Raw genomic sequence first — 19,695 nt, 5'->3', positions numbered from 1 at the left:
CAAGCAAAAGATAAAACAGCGAAAAAGCGTGTTAATGCGCTGCGTTTCACTGCCGCCATCTGTTCCTCACGTTAAAAATTCTGTGATGCTCTTCAGCATTCCTGGTGTAAAGCGCCCCTGTACCAACTTTCACAGGCAAACTTTAGCTATCCTTATCTAACATACTAACGGGAGACCTGACGGATGATGCCAACACTCACTACACCATCTGTACTTTCCGGTCCCCAGCGCCGCTGCCAGGTGCTACTGACGCTTTTCCAGCCGGGGCAACATGCCACTACGGAAACACTCAGCACGCTAAATGGCGTTGATGATGAGATTGTCCGTGAGGATATCACCGAAACCCGTCTGGAAATCCAGCGCTATCATCAGCTCACCATCACCACTGGCCAAAACGGTCGCTACCGGATTGAAGGGACAGCGCTCAATCAACGTCTGTGCCTGGTACAGTGGTTACGACGCGGTCTACGACTGTGTCCGACGTTTGTTTCGCAACAGTTTACGCATGCGCTGAAAACCGAGCTTAAACAGCGAGGTATTGCGCGCACGTTATATGATGACGCGAATCTTCATGCGCTGATTAATCTCTGCTCGCGGCGGTTGCAAAAACCGTTTGAGTGCCGTGATATCCAGTTTCTGCGACTGTTTTTGCAGTATTGCCTGCTGCAACACCATGCCGGTATCTCCCCGGAATTTAACCCGATACAGCAGCAGTGGGCGCAATCCTGTGCTGAGTATCAACTCGCCCTGGAGATTGGCCGCCACTGGCAACGTCGCGTGATGCAACATGCGCCGCTGAATGAGTCGCTGTTTATCGCCCTGCTGTTTTCAATGATCCGGATCCCTGATCCCATCCGCGACAACCATCAGCAGGATCGACAGCTGCGCCTGGCCGTCGCCAGACTCGTGTTGCGCTTTAGAGAGAAGGGCAACACACGCTTTCGCGATGAACAAGGGTTGCACGATCAACTCTACATCCATCTCGCGCAGGCGCTGCACCGCAGCATGTTCGCTATCGGTATCGATAATACGTTACCTGAAGAGTTCGCAAAGCTTTACCCGCGACTGGTGCGTACCACCCGCGATGCGCTCAGTGGGTTTGAAGCGGAATACAATGTACAGTTTTCTGAAGAAGAGTCCGGACTGGTCGCGGTGATTTTCGGCGCATGGCTGATGCAGGAAAACGATCTGCACGAAAAACAAATTGTTCTCCTGACGGGCAATGACAAAAACCGCGAGGAAGACATTGAGCAGCAACTGCGTGAACTCACGCTTCTGCCGCTCAATATTAAACGCATGCCCATGCTGGCGTTTCAAAAAGAGGGTTCGCTGCGTGGGGTGACGCTGATTGTTACCCCCTACACCACCCCGCTCCCACTTTTCTCACCCCCGCTGATTCATGCCGAGCAGGCGTTGACGGCGCATCAGCAACAGCAGATCCGCCGTATCCTCGAATCATAGCGTTGGCGAGCGCGCTGCCACTTTTGGCCGGATGGCTATCGCGGGCAGCGCAACCAGTGCCATCACCCAGAACACGCCGCTCCCCAGATGCTGATAGAGGTACCCGGCAAAGACGGTCATGATGGCAATACTCCCGCCCATTGCCACAGCGGAATAAATGGCCTGCAGGCGGATCACTTCGCTACCCTGACGAGCGGCAATGTAGCGCATCGCCGCCAGGTGGCAAACGGTAAAGGTTCCGCAGTGCAGGATCTGCACCACAATCAGCCACGGCAACGCGGTGCTCCAGCCCATCAACCCCCAGCGCACAACCCCACAAACGGTGGAAAGCAGTAACAAATCACGGGCGCTAAAACGACGGAACAGCTTATTACTGAGCGCAAAGATGATGACTTCCGCGACCACGCCCAGCGACCATAAATAGCCGACAGCCGACGCGGAGTACCCCGCCCCCTGCCAGTAAATCGCGCTAAAGCCGTAATACGCGGCGTGCGCCCCCTGCAGCAGGCTCACACAGGCCAGAAAACGCCAGCTTTGTGTTATCAACGTGCGCCAGGCTGGCCAGCCTGCGCTCTCCTGGTGGCGGCTTTCCCCTTGCGGTAGCACGCCAGGGCGCAACAGCATTCCCAACAGCATAGACGCCACGCCAAGACTCAGTAGTGCGAGAATGACCTGATAGTCGAATAGACTCACCAGCTTACCGGTCAGCGCGGAACCAATCACAAACGCAATCGAGCCCCACAGTCTGACCCGACCATAGTCCATCGTTATCTGCTTTTGCCAGGTGTTTGCCAGCGCATCCGTCAACGGCACCAGCGGCGAGAAAAAGAGGTTAAAACCGACCATCACCACCATCAGCCACGCAACGTGTGTTCCCGCCCAAAACGCCAGGGCAAAGACCAGCGTCAGCAAAGCCAACACACGCAAAGCGGAAATCAGACGGGAAGGATCGCTCACGCGGGGGGCAATCAGCAAGCTACCGAGGAAACGCGCCACCAGTCCTGCGCCCAGCAGAAGACCAATGGTTTCAGGCGTTAATCCCAGACCTTTGAGCCAGACGCTCCAGAAAGGTAAAAAAATACCGTAGCTAAAGAAATAGGTGAAATAAGCGAGCGCCAGCCAGCGCGTGGAGTGCAAAACCATGATTCCCTCCCGTTAGGAGGCGATAGTCTGGCGATAAACGCAGGCTGGCGCAAGTGAGTATTAACAGTGATATAACATGTGTTTTTACGCTATTCGACGATGATTTGCATGGCGAAATGACAGCTCTCACCCAGCGCCAAGACCTGCAGCCCCGGCTGTCCCGGCATATTATGGGCATTGACCGGATGCGACTGCGGTTCAAGACAAAGGAACCCACCACCCGACATTCTGAAAAGCATCAGCCACGGAGTTTGCGCTAAAAGCGTGATACGCATCACATCACGTTGTATGACCGCCTTCCCGCTCCAGCCGGAATATCCCACATTTAACCAGGCATCCTCGCCAAATTGCGCATGGGCGAAATTCGCAGCCCCGGGGATTTTCGCCTGCCACGCCAACGGCAGGTGCTGTTCATCTTCCGGCCAATACCCGCTGGCGGAAAACTGCACGCGACTTTGCGCATCAAACACAAAAAACGGGTGAAATCCGCAGCCGTAAAGCATCGGGTGTTCCCCCAGATGCGTTATCGTCAGCGAGGCGTTGAGTGTCGTACCTTCAAGTTGATAATGAAGTTCCGCCAGATAGTCGTAGCCGCATGCCAGCCGACTTCGCAATCGCAACACACAACGGTCACCGGCAACGGTGACGAGATCCCAGCGTTTCAGCCAACCGTCACCGTGCAGAAAGAAGCGTTCATCCGCATTATGATTGGGCAAAATCACCGCATCGTCATGCAACCTAAAGCGATTATCCGCCACCCGGTTTGCGACCGGCAGCATGGGGAACAGAGCGCCTGATGGATTCTCATGTAACACAGGAACCTGCAGATCGCGGGATAGTAAGCGATGAACTTTCCCACCCTGCACATCAATACAGGCTTCCAGGGCTTCGTTTTGTAACTTGATTAAATTCACGACCACTCCGGAATATTGCCGGGCAGCCCCGCCCGGCAGGTTTGTTAGTCGAAAATATCGCCAGCCAGAACGTGTACCATCAGTAGCGCTTTGTCATGAGCCGGATTCAGTGTCAGCAACATATCCAGCATACGCTGGCAGGCTTCACGGTTCCCTAGCCCGAAATAACCCAACGCTTCGATAAACAAGCAGTGCTGCTGATGTCGCAGTGCAGGACTGGCATCCAACGCGACAAGATCCGGTAATGAGACCGCAAAGAAATCTGTTTCCGGCACTCTGTCCCGATGATGTTCCACCCAGTCGAGGAAATTCTGGAAGTGAGTATCCGCCTGCTGACGTTCGCCGCTTGCCCGCATTGCCATCCCTTGCCAGAACAGATAGTCCGCTGGCTGGTCGTTGTAGTACCGCCCAGCACTCAGGGTGGAATAGCCATGCATAGCACGGGCCAGCGCCTTGCCTGCGAGCACCATCTCCCCCAGACACTGATGACAATAGCCAAGCAGATACCAAATATCGTTATCGGTTTGCCCTGGAAGACGCCCCTCTGCAAGATTTAGCGGATAATGCAGCGCCAACTGGAGTAGTTCAATGGCATGCGCGTACTGCCCCTCACGAATGGCATCCAGTGCGCGATGGATCTGGTTGAGCAGATACTGACCGGTGATTTTCCCTTCCCCCCCTTCCCAGGGGTGGAACTCGCGTTCGTGTAGTACCTCTGCCGCGTTTTCATACTGCCCCAGACCGTTCCACAAGCTCAGTAATTCGGCGGTGAGGTCATCGCGTTTCAGCGCCACATGGAGACGCGTCGTCAGCAGCGCCAGTCGCGCCTCCATGCTTTGCCCCTGCTGCTTATTCAGGTAATCCAGTTCGAACAAGAAACGTGCGTTGTCCGGCTCCAACGCAACGGCACATTGCAGATACTGACATGCTGTCTGCGCATTATGCTGCTTGTTCCATGCATAGATCCCCAGCAAGCGGTGCACAGGCGCAAAGTCAGGCTGTTGTGCCAGCGTATGCTTCCAGCAAGAAACCGCGTCATCATAGCGACGTTTGCTATACCAGAAACACCCCAACAGATAGCTAACGAACGCGTTTTGTTGCAGGGATTGCAACATCACCACTTCATCAAGGGTATTGGGGAAACGCACCCGGTTAGCGAAGCAACGCTGCGCATTTTGCAGATACGGCTGCGGATTTTCACTCAGCGCAGCCAGCCAAAGCATCGGCAGCGTCTCCTGGCTATCGAGCAACTCCAGTAACTCGCGGGCGGCCTGCTTGTTGCCGAGTGAAACCAGCCAGCCCGCTAGGATACTGGCATTAATGCCTCGTTGCCCGGTAATGTTGAGCAGCGCATCACGATCCGCAAGATCGTGGCTGATGGCCCAGCGTGCATAGTGCAGTGCGTAGCTCAGCGGATGAGTCTTCAGCGCCTGATCGATATAGTTCAGCGCAGACTGCGTGTCGTGTGTGGTCGCCATCGCCAGCGCTTTCAGCCCCATCGCCAGATTATTGCTGCCGTTGAACTGCAGGCTTAGCTCCACTTTTGCCAACGCCTCGGCATCATCGCCGCGTTTCATCGCCAGGCATGCCAGAGAGTAAAATGCCGCATCACGACTGTTTCCGCTCCAGGTCGCCTTGTAATAATGATCCCATGCTTTGGCATCTTCTCCCTGACGCTCCAGTGCTGCAGCCAGCAACAGACTTGCCTCCCCGTCGCGCGGGTTCTTATTTAACTTGTGAGCCCTCGCCAATGCGGCTTCAGCGCAGCGCTGCGCTAGCGTCCAGTCGGCACGGTTCAGCGCCAAATGACCCAGCGCCACATTGTTGCGGTAGTCCTCTGTATCCAACGCAATTGCCCGGAGATAATAATCTTCAGCATAACGACTGGCGTTGTTGTACTGCTCAATATGCTGACCAATAAAATAGAGTTCCTCGGTGTTATCCAACTCCTGCGGTTGTTTTGGTGCACTTGCGGCGGACGGAAGCGGTGTCTCCTCAGGAATATGCTCCTCATATTGCAGCAGTATGCGTTCGTCGCTATCAAACACAGTCATGGTCAGGCGCTGCGGCCAGCATTCATCCAACGTTTCCTGCCAACTTTGCCCCGGCTCCAATGTCACATGAGTGGACCACAAAATTTTCCCCGCCTCGCGAATCTCCACGCGCACGTCATGAAGCGGCGCAACAGCATACAGTCCCACCACCAGCTGCGGTGATTTGTGTTCCAGACGCATCAGCAGACGGGTGCTGGCGTTCTGCACAGAAGAGAGTTCGCTATACGGCAGAAAATTCTGCACAAACACCTTCTCTTCATAGGGCGCAAGCCAGGTAAAATCCGGCTGATTATCAGTAAAAACGCCCGTCATCAGCTCAATGTAAGGGCCGTTTTCGTCAGTCAGTTGGCGATCCCAGGCCTGGCCAAATTCACCGTGCCCCCACGACCATTGCTTTTTCCCCGGTGAAATATGGTGATCCGCAACGTGCAGCAGGCCACCGTTCTCCCCGTGATGCCAGGCACCGACAAAATCGTAGTTCGACTTTTCAGCCATGTAGGAGGTTGGCACCGGCACGTTTTTATAGCGCGAGATATCCACGCCCGCAGAGTAGTCAATTTTGTAGTAGGTGCCGGTCGCAATCGGAAACGCCGACACGTCACGCTTCCCGTGATCGAATACTGCAGTGACGTCTGGAGGGAAAACGCTTTGATGGTCATCACCCCCCTTCACAGCCGGGTTTGCCCACCACAGGAAATGACGCGGCGTGGCATTTCCGTTAAACACTTTACCGGTAATCTCCACCAACGCCCGGTCTGGATAGAGCGTGAATCCCGCCATTAGTTGCAACCCGCGCATCGGCTCGACTTCACCCATCCACACTGTTTGTTCACCGTGTTCACCCGGTTGAATGGTAAAGTCAACGGGCATAAAAGTGGTCGGACGGTGGTGCTGCGGCCAGTTGAACTCAATGCCGCCGGAGATCCATGGCCCCAACAACCCAACCAGCGCAGGTTTGACGACGTCATTGTAGTAGACGAAGTCCCGCTGATTAACCTTGTCCCAGGCACGGTGGATTCGTCCACCCAGTTCCGGCAAGAGCAGGATGCGAATGAAATCATTCTCCATCCAGATCCCCTGATATTCACGCATCTCCCGCTCACCAGTAAGCGTATCAATGACACCATAGGGATAAACAGCACCTGACGATCCCTGGTAAACGCGTTTTTCGAGGAACATCGGGTTTACGTCTTCATTGCCCGCAGTCCACGTCGGCAACGTAAGGGTCTCCTGCCAGACTTTAACCACTCCGTACATAACCATTCTCCAGTAAACAAAACACAGTGAAATACGATAGGATGGCAGTGTAGAGAAGTTATTTTCCGGTAAATTATGTGATGCTCACGCATTACTATTAACAAGGTTTAGTAAGATGCAAATAGCTGGCCTGAATAACCAAACGGTGAGGCAACATAATCGTCGGGCGATTATGGCGCTGACCTGGCGCTACAAACGTTTGAGTAAATCCCAACTTGCCGCGCATACGGGATTATCCATTCCAGCCATTAGTAAAATTCTTGATGAACTGGTTGGCGAAGGTAAACTCAGCCACTCCAGTGAGAACCTCAGTTCAAGGGGCATTAACAGTGGTCATTATCAGATCCCCATTGATGGCGCACTGATCCTCTGCATGGACGTCACCCCTACCTGCATTGAAAGTCAACTGATTGATGCCCAGATGACGCCTGTTGGCGACTTTTCCCACATCAAAGTAAACGCTCCGACGCCGGAAGCGCTCCTGGCGGCCATCGAAGCACTATGGCGACAACAACAAAAATGCTGGCCGGGAAAGCAAATCAACTTAGCGCTGGGAGTGCATGGTCAGGTTGATCCAGTCACCGGTGTATCACAGACCATGCCGCAGGCACCGTGGAAAAAACCGATTGAAATAAAGTATCTACTGGAAGAGAAACTGCGCGTTTCAGTACGGGTAGATAACGACTGTATTATGCTGACACTGGCGGAGAAGTGGCAAAACGACAGCAATCGTCAGGATTTTTGTATCATCAATGTCGATTATGGTATTGGCTCGTCCTTCGTCATCAATGGCCAAATTTATCGCGGCATGTTGAACGGTAGCGGTCAAATTGGACATACCATATTCGACAGGGACGGTATTGCCTGCGACTGTGGACGTTATGGTTGTCTGGAGACTGTGGCATCGCTTTCATCGCTCAAAAAACAAGCGCGCATATGGCTGAAGTCGCAGCCAACACAGTCAGCATTGGATCCGGAGACCATTTCTATCCGCCGACTTATTGACGCCTGGCACGAGGGTGACAAGCAGACCGTTCAGTGGGTTGAACAAGCAGCGAATGCAATCGGGCTGACACTTTATAATTTATTAAATATTCTAAATATTAACCAAATTTGGTTTTACGGTCGTAGCTGCGAATTCGGTGAAAAATGGTTGCAGACTATCTACCAGCAAATCGGTTTTACCCCGTTCGATCACGGTGATGCCATTCGTACACGCCAGACACAAATCGGTTTTGGTAATCTGACCCGGCAACAACAAATAACCGGTATCGGCTACTTATTTGTCGAAGACGCACTGGCACAAGCGTGAACCCATTGTCGTTGGTGATGGCGATGGATTTACACCATCAGTGCTAAAGACGATTAGTAATCTTTGTTTACTGAAATATAAATCTCGGCGCAAAGTCCGCCTGCGCTTGTTGCTCTACGCTACCCCCCGAAAGTTGATGTTCATTGTCGTTATATCCGATCATTTATTCAATTCAGGGATACTCAAATGGGGTTAACCAGCGCAAGTGCAGAAGCGACAGTAGAAAAAAAACATTACCCGCGAGACAGGGTTTCGTGGACTACAGCGATATCTTATGGTTTAGGAAGCTATGGCGCTAACGTGATGTATGCGTTTATTGCCATATATTTAATGCTTTATTACACTGATAGCTTCGGAATAAAAGCCGCAGCTGTTGGTTTACTTTTTTTAGTGGCCCGACTGGTTGATGGCGCAACTGATATTGCGTTAGGTATTCTGGTCGATAATACACATACTAAAATGGGTAAGTTTCGCCCATGGATACTTGTCGGAAGTATACTGGTTTCTCTAACTACCGTTGCTTGTTTCTTAAGTCCAGATCTGTCTGAAGCCGGTAAACTCGTTTACGCTTATTCAACCTATATTTTATGGAGTATATGTTTCGCAATTATTGATATTCCCTACTGGTCACTATCAGCGGCCATCACGCAAGATCCTACTGAACGAACGAAAGTCATCACTATTCCAAGAACGATTGCCACACTGGGTTTTCTGACAGTGAGCGCATCCACATTGTGGCTTGTGAAATTTGTCGGAAGTTGGTGGGGAGTCGCATTAATTTTCAGTGCCATCTTCCTCATATGCATGTTAATAACATTTTTTGGCGTTAAAGAAAAATATACTGTACCACGTAAAGAAAGACAAACATTCAAAGGTTTCTGGACGCTACTAAAACAAAACAGACCATTACGCTACCTGCTGATTGCTATGTTTATGCTGGAGCTTATCGGTATTATCCGTGGCACATTCCAGCTATATTTCTTTATTTATAACTTAAATGCAGAAATGGCCCTCGCTGCATTTTTGACAGTATCGCAAGTCGCTCAGGTTGCGGGTGCAATCGTCTCTCCTTTTGTTTCTGCAAAAATTGGCAAAAAGAACACCGCAATTTATAGCAGCTTCTTAATGTCGTTATCGTGTATAGGATTATTTTTCTTCCAGGATAATATCACACTGGTATTTATCATTGGGGCGCTGGCACCTTTCTTAGGTGGTGTAGGACAAATTGCTCTTTATTCAATGGTTGCAGATTGCGTTGAGTACGGTGAATGGGTAAGCGGCAACCGCTCTGAAGGGATGGTATTTTCACTCAATATTTTTAAAACCAAACTCTCAGGGGCAATTGGCGGTGCCATTGGTGGATTCTGTTTATCATGGGCTGGCTATGTACCTCATGCCGTTCAGTCATCACAAACCGCACTGTGGATTGGATTATTTTTCACTTTAATTCCCGGCCTCCTCACCATTTTAAGTTTAGTCCCACTGGCAAAATACGAAATTACAGAAAAACGTTTTTTCGAAATTCTTGACGATATCCATCATCGCAATAATAACCCGCAGGAAGTGACGCAATGATCAGCTGGAATGAACAAACGCAGACTTTTCATCTGCAGAACGACAATATTAGTTATGTGCTGACCGTCGCTCATGGTCGCTATCTGACGCACGGTTATTGGGGTAAGAGAGTAACGACATGGAGTCGTGGCTACGACTACCCGGCGCTGGATCGCTCTTCGTTTTCGCCAACACCCGCCGCCTGGCCAGACAGAACCTTTTCTCTGGATACCGCCCTACAGGAGTATCCCGGACATGGCGCAGGCGATTATCGGGAACCGGCTTTTGAGGTCCGCTATGTTGACGGTCATCAGGTGAGTAATTTGCATTACGTCTCGCACCGTATCGTTGCCGGTAAGCCGGATTTGCACGGATTACCCGCTACCTGGGTCGAGCAAGATAATGATGCGCAGACATTAATTATTACCCTCGCAGACCCGGTGACGCATCTGCAAGCGGAACTAAGTTACACCATTTTTCGCCAGCATGCGGCTATCGCGCGATCGGCCAAATTAACAAATAAGGCAACTCAACCGCTGCGCGTATTAAGAGCATTAAGCTGCAGTCTCGACCTGCCGGATGCTCGTTGGCAGCAGATTCAGTTTCCCGGAGCATGGGCGCGCGAACGTCAGTGGCATCGTCAGGCGCTTAACCCCGGAATTAACGTCCTGGACAGCAAACGTGGCGCCAGCAGCACACATCAGCAGCCATTTATTGGTCTGGTTCGCCCAGAAACGACTGAAATGCAGGGGGAAGCTTGCGGGATACATTTGGTATACAGCGGTAACTTTACCGCCCGTACTGAAGTGGGTGCTTATCAGCAAACCCGTTTATTGTTAGGGATAAATCCACACGGGTTTGGTTGGCAGCTGTCCCCCGGCGAGCAGTTCCAGACTCCGGAAGCGGTGCTTGCCTGGTCAGATGAAGGGTTAAACGGCCTGTCGCAAACTCTGCATAACTTATACCGCGATAACCTGGCGCTCGGTCCGCACCGCCACCAGTTACGCCCTATCCTCGCCAATAACTGGGAATCCACCTATTTCGATTTTAATGAAGAAAAATTGCTGAAGTTTGCCTCTAATGCCAAAGCACTGGGGGTTGAACTGTTGATGCTGGATGACGGCTGGTTCGGTGAGCGTAATGGCGATACCTCATCGCTGGGCGACTGGTTCGTTAACCGACAAAAATTCCCGGATGGCCTGCAACCGCTGATCGATAGTGTCCACGCTATGGATATGAAGTTCGGGCTGTGGTTTGAACCGGAAATGATCTCACGGCGAAGCGAGCTGTTCCGCTTGCACCCGGATTGGGTACTCAATGCCGGTGAACAACCTCTCTCCGAAGGGCGAAATCAATACATTCTGGATCTTGGGCGCGAAGAAGTACGCGCCAACATCCTGGCGCAAATGAGCACATTTCTTGATGAGCATCCCATCGATTACATCAAATGGGATATGAATCGCAATATGACCGAGGTCGGCTCAAGTACAGCGCAGCCAGAGTGCCAACAGGAGACCGCTCACCGTTACATTCTCGGCCTTTACGCCCTACTCGACGCCCTGACCACCCGATTCCCACACATTCTGTTTGAATGTTGCGCAGGCGGTGGGGGGCGTTTCGACCCCGGGATGCTCTACTACATGCCGCAGGCCTGGGTTAGTGATAACACCGATGCTGCCTCGCGGGTTCACATTCAGTACTCCACCAGTTTGCTTTATCCACCGGTGATGCAATGTGCTCACGTTTCTGAAGTGCCAAACCATCAAATGGGTCGCAGCACCAGCATGGACATGCGCGGCGCAGTCGCTATGAGCGGCAACTATGGCCTGATGCTGGATTTAATGCGCAGCGACAGCGAACGCGATGAAGCGGTGAAACAACAAATTGGCTTCTATAAGCAGTATCGTCAGTTGCTCCAGTTCGGAACCTTCTGGCGTCTGGTAAGCCCGTGGGAAAACACCGACTTTGCCGCATGGATGTTTGTTTCTCCGGATCAAAGCGAAGCGCTGGTTATGGCTTTTTCACTGGTAAGCCAGGCCTCTGCGCCGCTTCGTCTGCTACGTCTGGCTGGCCTCGCGCCTGATGCCCATTACCGTATTGACGACACTGAGAAAACAGCAGGCGGCGACGAGTTAATGTATCGAGGGCTGTGGATAGATCCCCCACTAAGCCGCGATTACACCAGCAGGGTCTGGCATCTGACGCGTATATCGTAAAGTTAAGGGGGAGAAATCTCCCCCTACTAATAAAACAACACTCTTATTCTTCGTCGTAAAGTAGGGTTTTTTATGTCCAAAAATAATAAACTTCCTCTGCTTAGTCTCATTAGCTTAGCACTTACAACTCAATTTTTTATTTCTCCAGCACAGGCCGCAGGATTCTGGGATGATTCACACCTGACCGGTGGAATATACTATTCCCAGCGCTATCGTGATAAACGAGATATGACGCCGGGCAGCGAAAATTATGGGGATTATGTAGAAGATCTCCATCACAGTACCTTTAATGCTAACCTGGATTTCATCTCTGGTTATGCCGCTGATTTTATTGGCTTCGATATAGCAGGATTTGCCGCAGCTAACCTTTCAACCGGCAATGCCGCACACCCAAATGAAATCAGTCTCAGCTCTGCAAACCAGCGTTGGGGAGAGGACTGGTCCGGAGATAAAGGTGGTTTTAACCTATATAAAGCCGCATTAAAATTTAAGCATGATAATTACTGGATGCGCTCTGGTTATATTCAACCATCCGGACAAACATTATTAGCCACTCACTGGGGCTTTGTGCCGGGGGCCTATCAGGGGAGTGAAATCGGTAGCACATGGGATTTTGGTAAGTATGGCGCGCTGTCCAGCTCTTATTTATGGACAGATAAATATAAAGCGCCGTGGTATACCGAAATGTATGAATTTCGCGGCGCAGATAATAAAACCAAAATTGATTATATTCATTCACTGGGTTTTAAATATGACTTTAAAAATAACCTACTGTTAGAAGCCTCATGGGCACAAGCCGAAGGATTTAAAGATCAGTACTTCGGGAAAGTATCTTACAGTTTCCCAGTTGCCGGAAACATGTTGCGTACCAGCTATCAGTTCTATGGTGCAAAAGATAAGGTTGGCGACGGCACGCAAGGTGCTTATGGGTCAATTAATGATGAGTATTCCGGTTTAGCCTGGCTTCAGGGGGTCACTTTTGGTTATACCGTCGATACTCTGGATTTCCGCCTGGAAGCGCAAACGGTTAAAGCGGAAGGAAATCAGGGTTTCTTCCTGCAGCGTATAACTCCTGCGTATGCCAGTTCCAACGGCCGTCTGGATATTTGGTGGGATGCCGCATCCGATTTTAACGCCAACGGAGAAACCTCCGCTTTTGCCGCCGTCACTTATGATCTGAAAAACTACGATCTGCCTGGCTGGGCAGTCGGTGTCGGTTATATCTATGGCTGGAACGCCAAGCCGTGTACCACCTGTACTGTTGATGGCGAACTTGCCGACCAGAATCAGCGCATTGATGAATCCGCCTGGACGCTCAATATTGCACACACCGTGCAAACTGGCCGCCTCAAAGGGGCACTTTTCAACCTCCACTACATCAGCTACGACAACCATGGCAGTAACCCGAACTACAGTGGGGGTTACAACAACATGTTCCAGGATGAAATTGACATTAAATTCAACGTCATGGCGCCTTTTACCATCTTTTAATTCTTTACACAGGACACGAATGCTATGAAACAAAATGGTAGACGCCCCAGCAGACTGGCCGCTGGGCTGTTGATGTTTTTTCTCATTCCCTGCGCCTACGCTGCGCAATTTCAGCAGCAGGGTAACCATGTCACCATCCAGCATGGTGATTACACATTGCGATATAACCTGGAAAAAGGCGAAGGTGATTTACTGTGGCGCAGCACGCCGTTGATAACGCAGTTTCATAGCGAAGCGCAGTTGCAACGCCCTACATACACGCTTAACAGCACACAAGCAACGCAACGTACACCTCAGTGGCAAACCGTTACCGACAAACGCTGGGGGCAAGGGAATAAACTGGTGCTGACCAGTCATTTTGCCGACGGGCAGACACTGACGACGCGTTTCTGGTTTTTCGATCGTAGCCCCTGGCTACTCACTGATATGGAGGTCTCGGCTTCTTCAGCGCTGACGGTAACAAAACTCTTACCGATTACCGCTGCTTTTGCAGATATTGCATCCGGTGACGACAAGCGTATCTATACAACACCTTACACCAATAATTTTGATTTTGGTGTTGCGCCAGTCAATCAGTTTGGACAGAGCCAGAACGGCACTGACCGTTTTGCCAATCCGCAAGAGCCGATGGTGACATTCAACGGTATCAGCCATTGGGTGACCGCACTGTTTGATAACCAGAATCACCATGGTCTGATAGCCGGTGCAGCCACGGTGCAAAAATGGAAAAGCAGCCAGCAATTAGGAGAAGCGGATCGGGTCAACGGGCCACTCAGTCGTTTTGCGCTATATAACTGGGGGGGCGAGCAAACAGGAAAACAGGTGGCCTCCGATCTGTTTTTTATCGGTTACTTCTCTGACTATCGTGATGGACTGGAAACATACGGAAAAGTCTATAACCAGGGGGAGCCGGGTATGTCCTGGCAGGGAACTGCGCCAATGGGATTTAACGCATTTTATTCCCACGACAGTTACGGCAAAGCGAGTGATATGTATGCAATCACCGACTACATTGCACAACAGCTCAAACCACTGGGCTATGAGTACGTCAACATGGATGGCGGCTTTCAACCCGACGGTTATCCGCAAGGAATGACCGCCTTCACCAGCTATGTACACAAGAAGGGTCTCAAGGCAGGTGGTTACCTGACCCCCTTTACCATCTATGAAAACTGGCTGGATCTTCCGGTAGATAATACAGGTTATACCCATCGTGACGCCTGCCTGAAGGACAGCAACGGCAAACTGGTTAAGACCTATCTCAACAGCTATGCACTGGATATGTCCCACCCTGCAGCGCAGTATATTGTGCGACGAAATATCAAAAACTATATCGACTGGGACTTCGACTACATCAAGCTTGATTTCCTTGATATGGGATTATACGAAGGACAGCATCACGATAGCGCCGTAAACGGGATACAAAATTACCGTATTGGCATGAAAATTATGCGTGATGAGGTACTAAAAGCGCAGCGCCCGATTTTCCTTGATGCCTCTATCTCTCCTCTGCTGCCCGCCGCCTTTACCCAAGGGAGAAGAACCGCCTGCGATACTTCCCTGGGCGTCGCTAATTACAGCGGTATTGAGCGTCAGGCTTTTAACACTGCGTTGTCCTGGTGGAGTAACAACACGCTTTATCGCTTTAACGATGCGGATATGTTTATGCCGGAACAACTGCTACAGGGTGACTCTCGCTCCGGACAACGCGCGGCGCTACGACTGGCTACCGCCGTCGCTATGGATGGCGGCCACTGGTTGGCGGGCGATAATTTCCCCTTTACTGACGAAGATCGCAGCGCGTGGCTTGAAAATACGTCGTTACTAAAACTGGCCACCAGCGGCCGTGCCGCACGTCCACTGACAATGAGCAATGTTTATCATCTTGCCGAACACAGTCCTGAGGTACTGGTACAACATGCCGACGACAGTAGCGTCTATGTCGCGCTAACCAACTGGGGAGATAAGGATAAAGAGTGGCAGCTTTCCGCAAGCACACTGGGACTGAAAGGCAGCTCGCCATGGCAGGTAACCAGCCTGTATGAGGGTATACGCTGGCAGCAAAATTCAGATGATATTCGCTATCAACTTCCTGCAGGCGGAACGGCGATTCTGCATTTTACGCGTACAACTTTGCAACCAACACTTCCACCGCCCGATATCGCGAAAGGGGCGAGCCTCACGGCAGAAGACAAAGCGTATACACTCACCCTCTCACAACCAACGCGTGTTAACCAGGTCGTGATCGAGGAGCCTGCGCCTTTCACCATACGTAACTACACGCTGTCATGGCATGACGGTAAACAATGGCGTCCGCTGACGCGCGGTTATCTCATTGGTGATAATCGCACGATGAGCTTTCCTGCAGTCTCCACAACGCAACTGCGTTTAAGCTATCTCGACGCCAAAGGGAAAGTGCAGATGCCGCGGATAAAAGTTTACGATACTACCTCCGCAGTCCCCTCAATGCATATTGTCAAAGACAGTCCACAATTCGGCGAAAAACGCTTCGATTTGCAGGGGAAAAATCAGCTTATGCAAACCTTTACCCTGACGCACACTGATCTGCCGAAGCTGGATTTTTGGCTGTTTGAAAACTACGTCAACGCCGTACCCGCCGATAATTTCCGGGTACAGATTGTCCAGCTCGATGAACAAGATAATCCGACGAAGCAGCTATTTAGCGCCGCGCTGCCGCCGTTCAATCTGCCTGCTTCGCCTGCGATTTATTCGGTCTGGCCGCGTTTAACCGGGCTGGATATCAACAAGCGTTACGCGATTATTTTCAGCTCACAAGGATCTGAAGCCAGTGACTCCAGGGGAACGAACAGCTACGGCACGCTAAGTCGTCCTAAAGCCCATAACGAAGGCAGCAAACTTCGCCGCACTGTCGATGGGGGAGTGAGTTGGCAGGATGAGCCCTCGCACAATTTGCTGTTCACTGTTTACAGCGCGGGCAAATAGCGTCAGGGATATCAACCATGAAAAAAGGCCGCTTTCGCGGCCTTTTCTTATTCTGCAAGGCAGAATTACGCGTAAACAGGGAAGCGTGCGCAGATATCCAGCACTTTACCTTTAATACGTTCGATAACCGCTTCGTCGTTGATGTTGTCCAGCACGTCACACATCCAGCCCGCCAGCTCTTTCACTTCCGCTTCTTTAAAGCCGCGGCGTGTGACAGCCGGAGAACCGATACGGATACCGGAAGTCACAAACGGGCTCTTCGGATCGTTTGGTACGCTGTTTTTGTTGACGGTGATGTTGGCGCGGCCCAGCGCCGCATCCGCTTCTTTACCGGTCAGGTTTTTGTCGACCAGATCCAGCAGGAACAGGTGGTTCTCAGTACCGCCAGACACCACTTTGTAGCCACGGTTCAGGAACACTTCCACCATCGCTTTGGCGTTTTTCGCTACCTGCTGCTGGTAGGTTTTGAACTCAGGCTCCATCGCCTCTTTCAGCGCCACAGCTTTCGCCGCGATTACGTGCATCAGCGGGCCGCCCTGAGCGCTTGGGAAGACTGCGGAGTTCAGTTTTTTGTACAGCTCTTCGCTGCCGTCTTTCGCCAGGATCAGGCCACCGCGCGGGCCAGCCAGCGTTTTGTGGGTGGTGGTGGTGACAACGTGAGCGTGTGGAACCGGGTTCGGGTAAACGCCAGCGGCAATCAGACCCGCGACGTGTGCCATGTCGACGAACAGGTACGCGCCAACGCTGTCTGCGATTTCACGCATTTTTGCCCAGTCAACGATACCGGAGTAAGCGGAGAAGCCGCCAATGATCATTTTCGGTTTGTGCGCCTGAGCCTGCTTCGCCATGTCGGCGTAGTCAATTTTACCGGACTCATCGATGCCGTAAGGCACGATGTTATACAGCTTACCGGAGAAGTTAACCGGAGAGCCGTGAGTCAGGTGACCGCCCTGCGCCAGGTTCATCCCCAGAACAGTATCGCCCGGCTGCAGCAGCGCGGTGTAGACCGCGAAGTTCGCCTGAGAGCCAGAGTGCGGCTGGACGTTAGCGTAATCAGCGCCAAACAGTTCTTTCGCGCGGTCGATCGCCAGTTGCTCGACGACATCCACATATTCGCAACCGCCGTAGTAGCGTTTGCCCGGATATCCTTCAGCATACTTGTTGGTCAGCTGAGAACCCTGCGCTTGCATGACGCGCGGACTGGTGTAGTTTTCGGAGGCGATCAGTTCGATATGCTCTTCCTGACGTACTTTTTCCTGCTCCATAGCCTGCCACAGTTCGGCATCATAATCGGCAATGTTCATTTCACGCTTTAACATCCGCATCTCCTGACTCAGCTAACGATAAAATTTGGCCTTAAAAGGCAGTCCCGTTGGACAACGACCAACAGTATAACTGAATCATTCATTGATAACAGGTCTTGACAAAGGATTTTACGCAAACGATTACCTTCAGGCAGAGCAAGGCTTTGTCGAATTAAGGTCTTATGGATTTTAGCGGAATTCTTTTCAGGTTTGTGATGCAGACTTTTCATTTTGTAACGTTACAAACGCAAAATCACAAAGAACCATTTACAATGCAGGGGTATTTTTATAAGATGCATTTGATATACATCATTAAAGATTTAAATAAAAGGAAGCCCGCATGCTTGACGCCCAAACCATCGCCACTGTAAAAGCCACCATTCCCCTGCTGGTCGAAACGGGTCCTAAACTGACCGCCCATTTCTACGATCGCATGTTTACGCATAACCCTGAACTCAAAGAAATTTTTAACATGAGTAATCAACGCAATGGCGATCAGCGCGAAGCGTTGTTTAACGCGATTGCCGCGTATGCCAGCAATATTGAAAACCTGCCTGCCCTGCTGCCTGCGGTTGAGAAAATTGCGCAGAAGCACACCAGTTTCCAGATCAAACCTGAGCAATACAACATCGTGGGAGCCCATCTGCTGGCGACGCTGGATGAGATGTTCAGCCCGGGTCAGGACGTGCTGGATGCGTGGGGAAAAGCCTACGGCGTACTGGCTAACGTCTTTATCAATCGTGAAGCGCAAATTTACAGCGAGAACGCAGAAAAAACCGGCGGCTGGGAAGGGACGCGCCCGTTCCGTATCGTGAATAAAACCCCGCGTAGCGCGCTGATCACCAGTTTTGAGTTTGAGCCTGTCGATGGCGGCGCCGTCGCAGAATACCATCCAGGGCAATATCTGGGCGTCTGGCTGAAGCCGGAAGGTTTCCCGCATCAGGAGATTCGTCAGTATTCACTGACCCGCAAGCCAGATGGCAAAGGCTATCGTATTGCCGTTAAACGCGAAGATGGCGGTCAGGTTTCAACATGGCTGCACAACCATGCAAACGTGGGCGACGTGGTGCATTTAGCGGCCCCGGCGGGGGATTTCTTTATGGCCGTTGCCAACGATACCCCTGTTTCTCTGATTTCCGCAGGCGTCGGGCAAACACCAATGCTGGCGATGCTGGACACGCTGGCGAAAACGCATCACACCGCGCAGGTGAACTGGTTCCACGCGGCGGAAAATGGCGATGTACATGCCTTTGCTGATGAAGTGAACGCACTGGGCAAGACGCTGCCACGCTTTACCGCACATACCTGGTATCGTGAGCCGACCGCAGGAGATCGTACCAAAGGTGGTTTCGATAGCGAGGGTCTGATGGATTTAAACAAACTGGAAGGGGCAATCAGCGACCCGTCAATGCAGTTTTACCTCTGCGGTCCGGTCGGCTTTATGCAATTTGCTGCGAAGCAACTGGTGAATCTCGGTGTGAAAAACGAAAACATTCATTACGAATGCTTCGGCCCGCATAAGGTGCTGTAGTTGTAAATCGCCCGATGGCGCTTCGCTTATCAGGCCTACGGGGAATGAAACCCTGTAGGCCGGAAAAGGCGCCATCCGGCAAAACTCACGCGGCATTAAATCGCCGCGTCGTCTTCTTCGCCGGTACGAATACGGATCACGCGAGCCACGTCAAAGACGAAGATCTTACCGTCGCCGATTTTACCTGTCTGTGCAGTACGAATAATGGTGTCGACGCAGGTGTCCACGATGTCGTCAGTCACCACAATTTCAATTTTCACCTTCGGCAGAAAATCCACCATATATTCCGCGCCACGGTACAGTTCGGTATGGCCTTTCTGGCGGCCAAAACCTTTCACTTCCGTAACCGTCATACCGGTGATACCCACCTCTGCCAACGCCTCACGGACGTCGTCCAGCTTGAAGGGTTTAATAATCGCATCAATCTTTTTCATGCTATTCCTTGAAAAGGTCGCCTGTCTTTTAATCGGGTTACCGTACCACAATTCACGTTA

General features: G+C 51.5%; 12 protein-coding genes. 7 read left to right on the top strand and 5 right to left on the bottom strand.

Going from position 1 to position 19,695, the window contains the following annotated elements; all coding sequences use genetic code 11:
- Positions 1 to 183 precede the first annotated feature (183 nt).
- The gene (csiE, locus tag P2W74_RS06170; RefSeq protein ID WP_276294322.1) at positions 184 to 1,461 is read left to right on the top strand and encodes a stationary phase inducible protein CsiE; all 1,278 of its coding nucleotides are present in this window, start codon (positions 184 to 186) and stop codon (positions 1,459 to 1,461) included.
- Here csiE and P2W74_RS06165 read toward each other — a convergent pair.
- From P2W74_RS06165 to P2W74_RS06155, 3 genes are all read right to left on the bottom strand, one after another.
- Positions 1,456 to 2,604: a 3-phenylpropionate MFS transporter gene (locus P2W74_RS06165; RefSeq protein WP_276294321.1), complete on the bottom strand. Its 1,149-nt coding sequence runs from the start codon at positions 2,602 to 2,604 to the stop codon at positions 1,456 to 1,458. The two genes, csiE and P2W74_RS06165, sit on opposite strands and share 6 nt — an antisense overlap.
- 89 nt (positions 2,605 to 2,693) lie before the next feature.
- Entirely contained in the window at positions 2,694 to 3,518 is an 825-nt protein-coding gene (locus P2W74_RS06160; protein ID WP_276294320.1) for an aldose 1-epimerase, read from the bottom strand.
- Positions 3,519 to 3,562: 44 nt separating this feature from the next.
- Entirely contained in the window at positions 3,563 to 6,829 is a 3,267-nt protein-coding gene (locus tag P2W74_RS06155) for a DUF5107 domain-containing protein (protein WP_276294319.1), read from the bottom strand.
- A gap of 115 nt (positions 6,830 to 6,944) precedes the next feature.
- On the opposite strand from P2W74_RS06155, the gene P2W74_RS06150 reads away from it, so the two are divergent.
- The 5 genes from P2W74_RS06150 to P2W74_RS06130 all read left to right on the top strand — a co-directional run bounded on the left by P2W74_RS06150 (position 6,945) and on the right by P2W74_RS06130 (position 16,366).
- Positions 6,945 to 8,141 (top strand): ROK family protein, encoded by a 1,197-nt coding sequence (locus tag P2W74_RS06150; protein ID WP_276294318.1) that lies wholly within the window; start codon positions 6,945 to 6,947, stop codon positions 8,139 to 8,141.
- A gap of 186 nt (positions 8,142 to 8,327) precedes the next feature.
- Positions 8,328 to 9,716, top strand: a complete 1,389-nt coding sequence (locus P2W74_RS06145) for an MFS transporter (RefSeq protein WP_276294317.1) — start codon at positions 8,328 to 8,330, stop codon at positions 9,714 to 9,716.
- Positions 9,713 to 11,911 (top strand): alpha-galactosidase, encoded by a 2,199-nt coding sequence (locus P2W74_RS06140; protein WP_276294316.1) that lies wholly within the window; start codon positions 9,713 to 9,715, stop codon positions 11,909 to 11,911. The genes P2W74_RS06145 and P2W74_RS06140 overlap by 4 nt, the downstream gene beginning before the upstream one ends.
- A gap of 72 nt (positions 11,912 to 11,983) precedes the next feature.
- Positions 11,984 to 13,402, top strand: a complete 1,419-nt coding sequence (locus P2W74_RS06135) for an OprD family outer membrane porin (RefSeq protein ID WP_276294315.1) — start codon at positions 11,984 to 11,986, stop codon at positions 13,400 to 13,402.
- 72 nt (positions 13,403 to 13,474) lie between these two features.
- Positions 13,475 to 16,366 carry an alpha-amylase family protein gene (locus tag P2W74_RS06130; protein WP_276294314.1) on the top strand — a complete coding sequence of 964 codons (2,892 nt, stop codon included), beginning with the start codon at positions 13,475 to 13,477 and terminating at the stop codon, positions 16,364 to 16,366.
- Between the two features lie 65 nt (positions 16,367 to 16,431).
- Here P2W74_RS06130 and glyA read toward each other — a convergent pair whose 3' ends face one another.
- Complete coding sequence (gene glyA / locus P2W74_RS06125; RefSeq protein ID WP_192613087.1) at positions 16,432 to 17,685, bottom strand: serine hydroxymethyltransferase; 1,254 nt, start codon at positions 17,683 to 17,685, stop codon at positions 16,432 to 16,434.
- Positions 17,686 to 18,010: 325 nt separating this feature from the next.
- Between glyA and hmpA the strand changes: the two genes are divergently transcribed.
- Entirely contained in the window at positions 18,011 to 19,201 is a 1,191-nt protein-coding gene (gene hmpA, locus P2W74_RS06120; protein ID WP_276294313.1) for an NO-inducible flavohemoprotein, read from the top strand.
- A 95-nt stretch (positions 19,202 to 19,296) separates the two neighbouring features.
- Here the strand turns inward: hmpA and glnB are convergent, their stop codons facing one another.
- Positions 19,297 to 19,635, bottom strand: coding sequence for a nitrogen regulatory protein P-II (glnB, locus tag P2W74_RS06115; protein ID WP_002914032.1), 339 nt, complete (start codon positions 19,633 to 19,635; stop codon positions 19,297 to 19,299).
- Positions 19,636 to 19,695: the final 60 nt, after the last annotated feature.

Source organism: Citrobacter enshiensis (assembly GCF_029338175.1).
GTDB classification, from domain to species: domain Bacteria; phylum Pseudomonadota; class Gammaproteobacteria; order Enterobacterales; family Enterobacteriaceae; genus Citrobacter_D; species Citrobacter_D enshiensis.
This window is presented reverse-complemented; position numbering and strand designations above follow the sequence as displayed.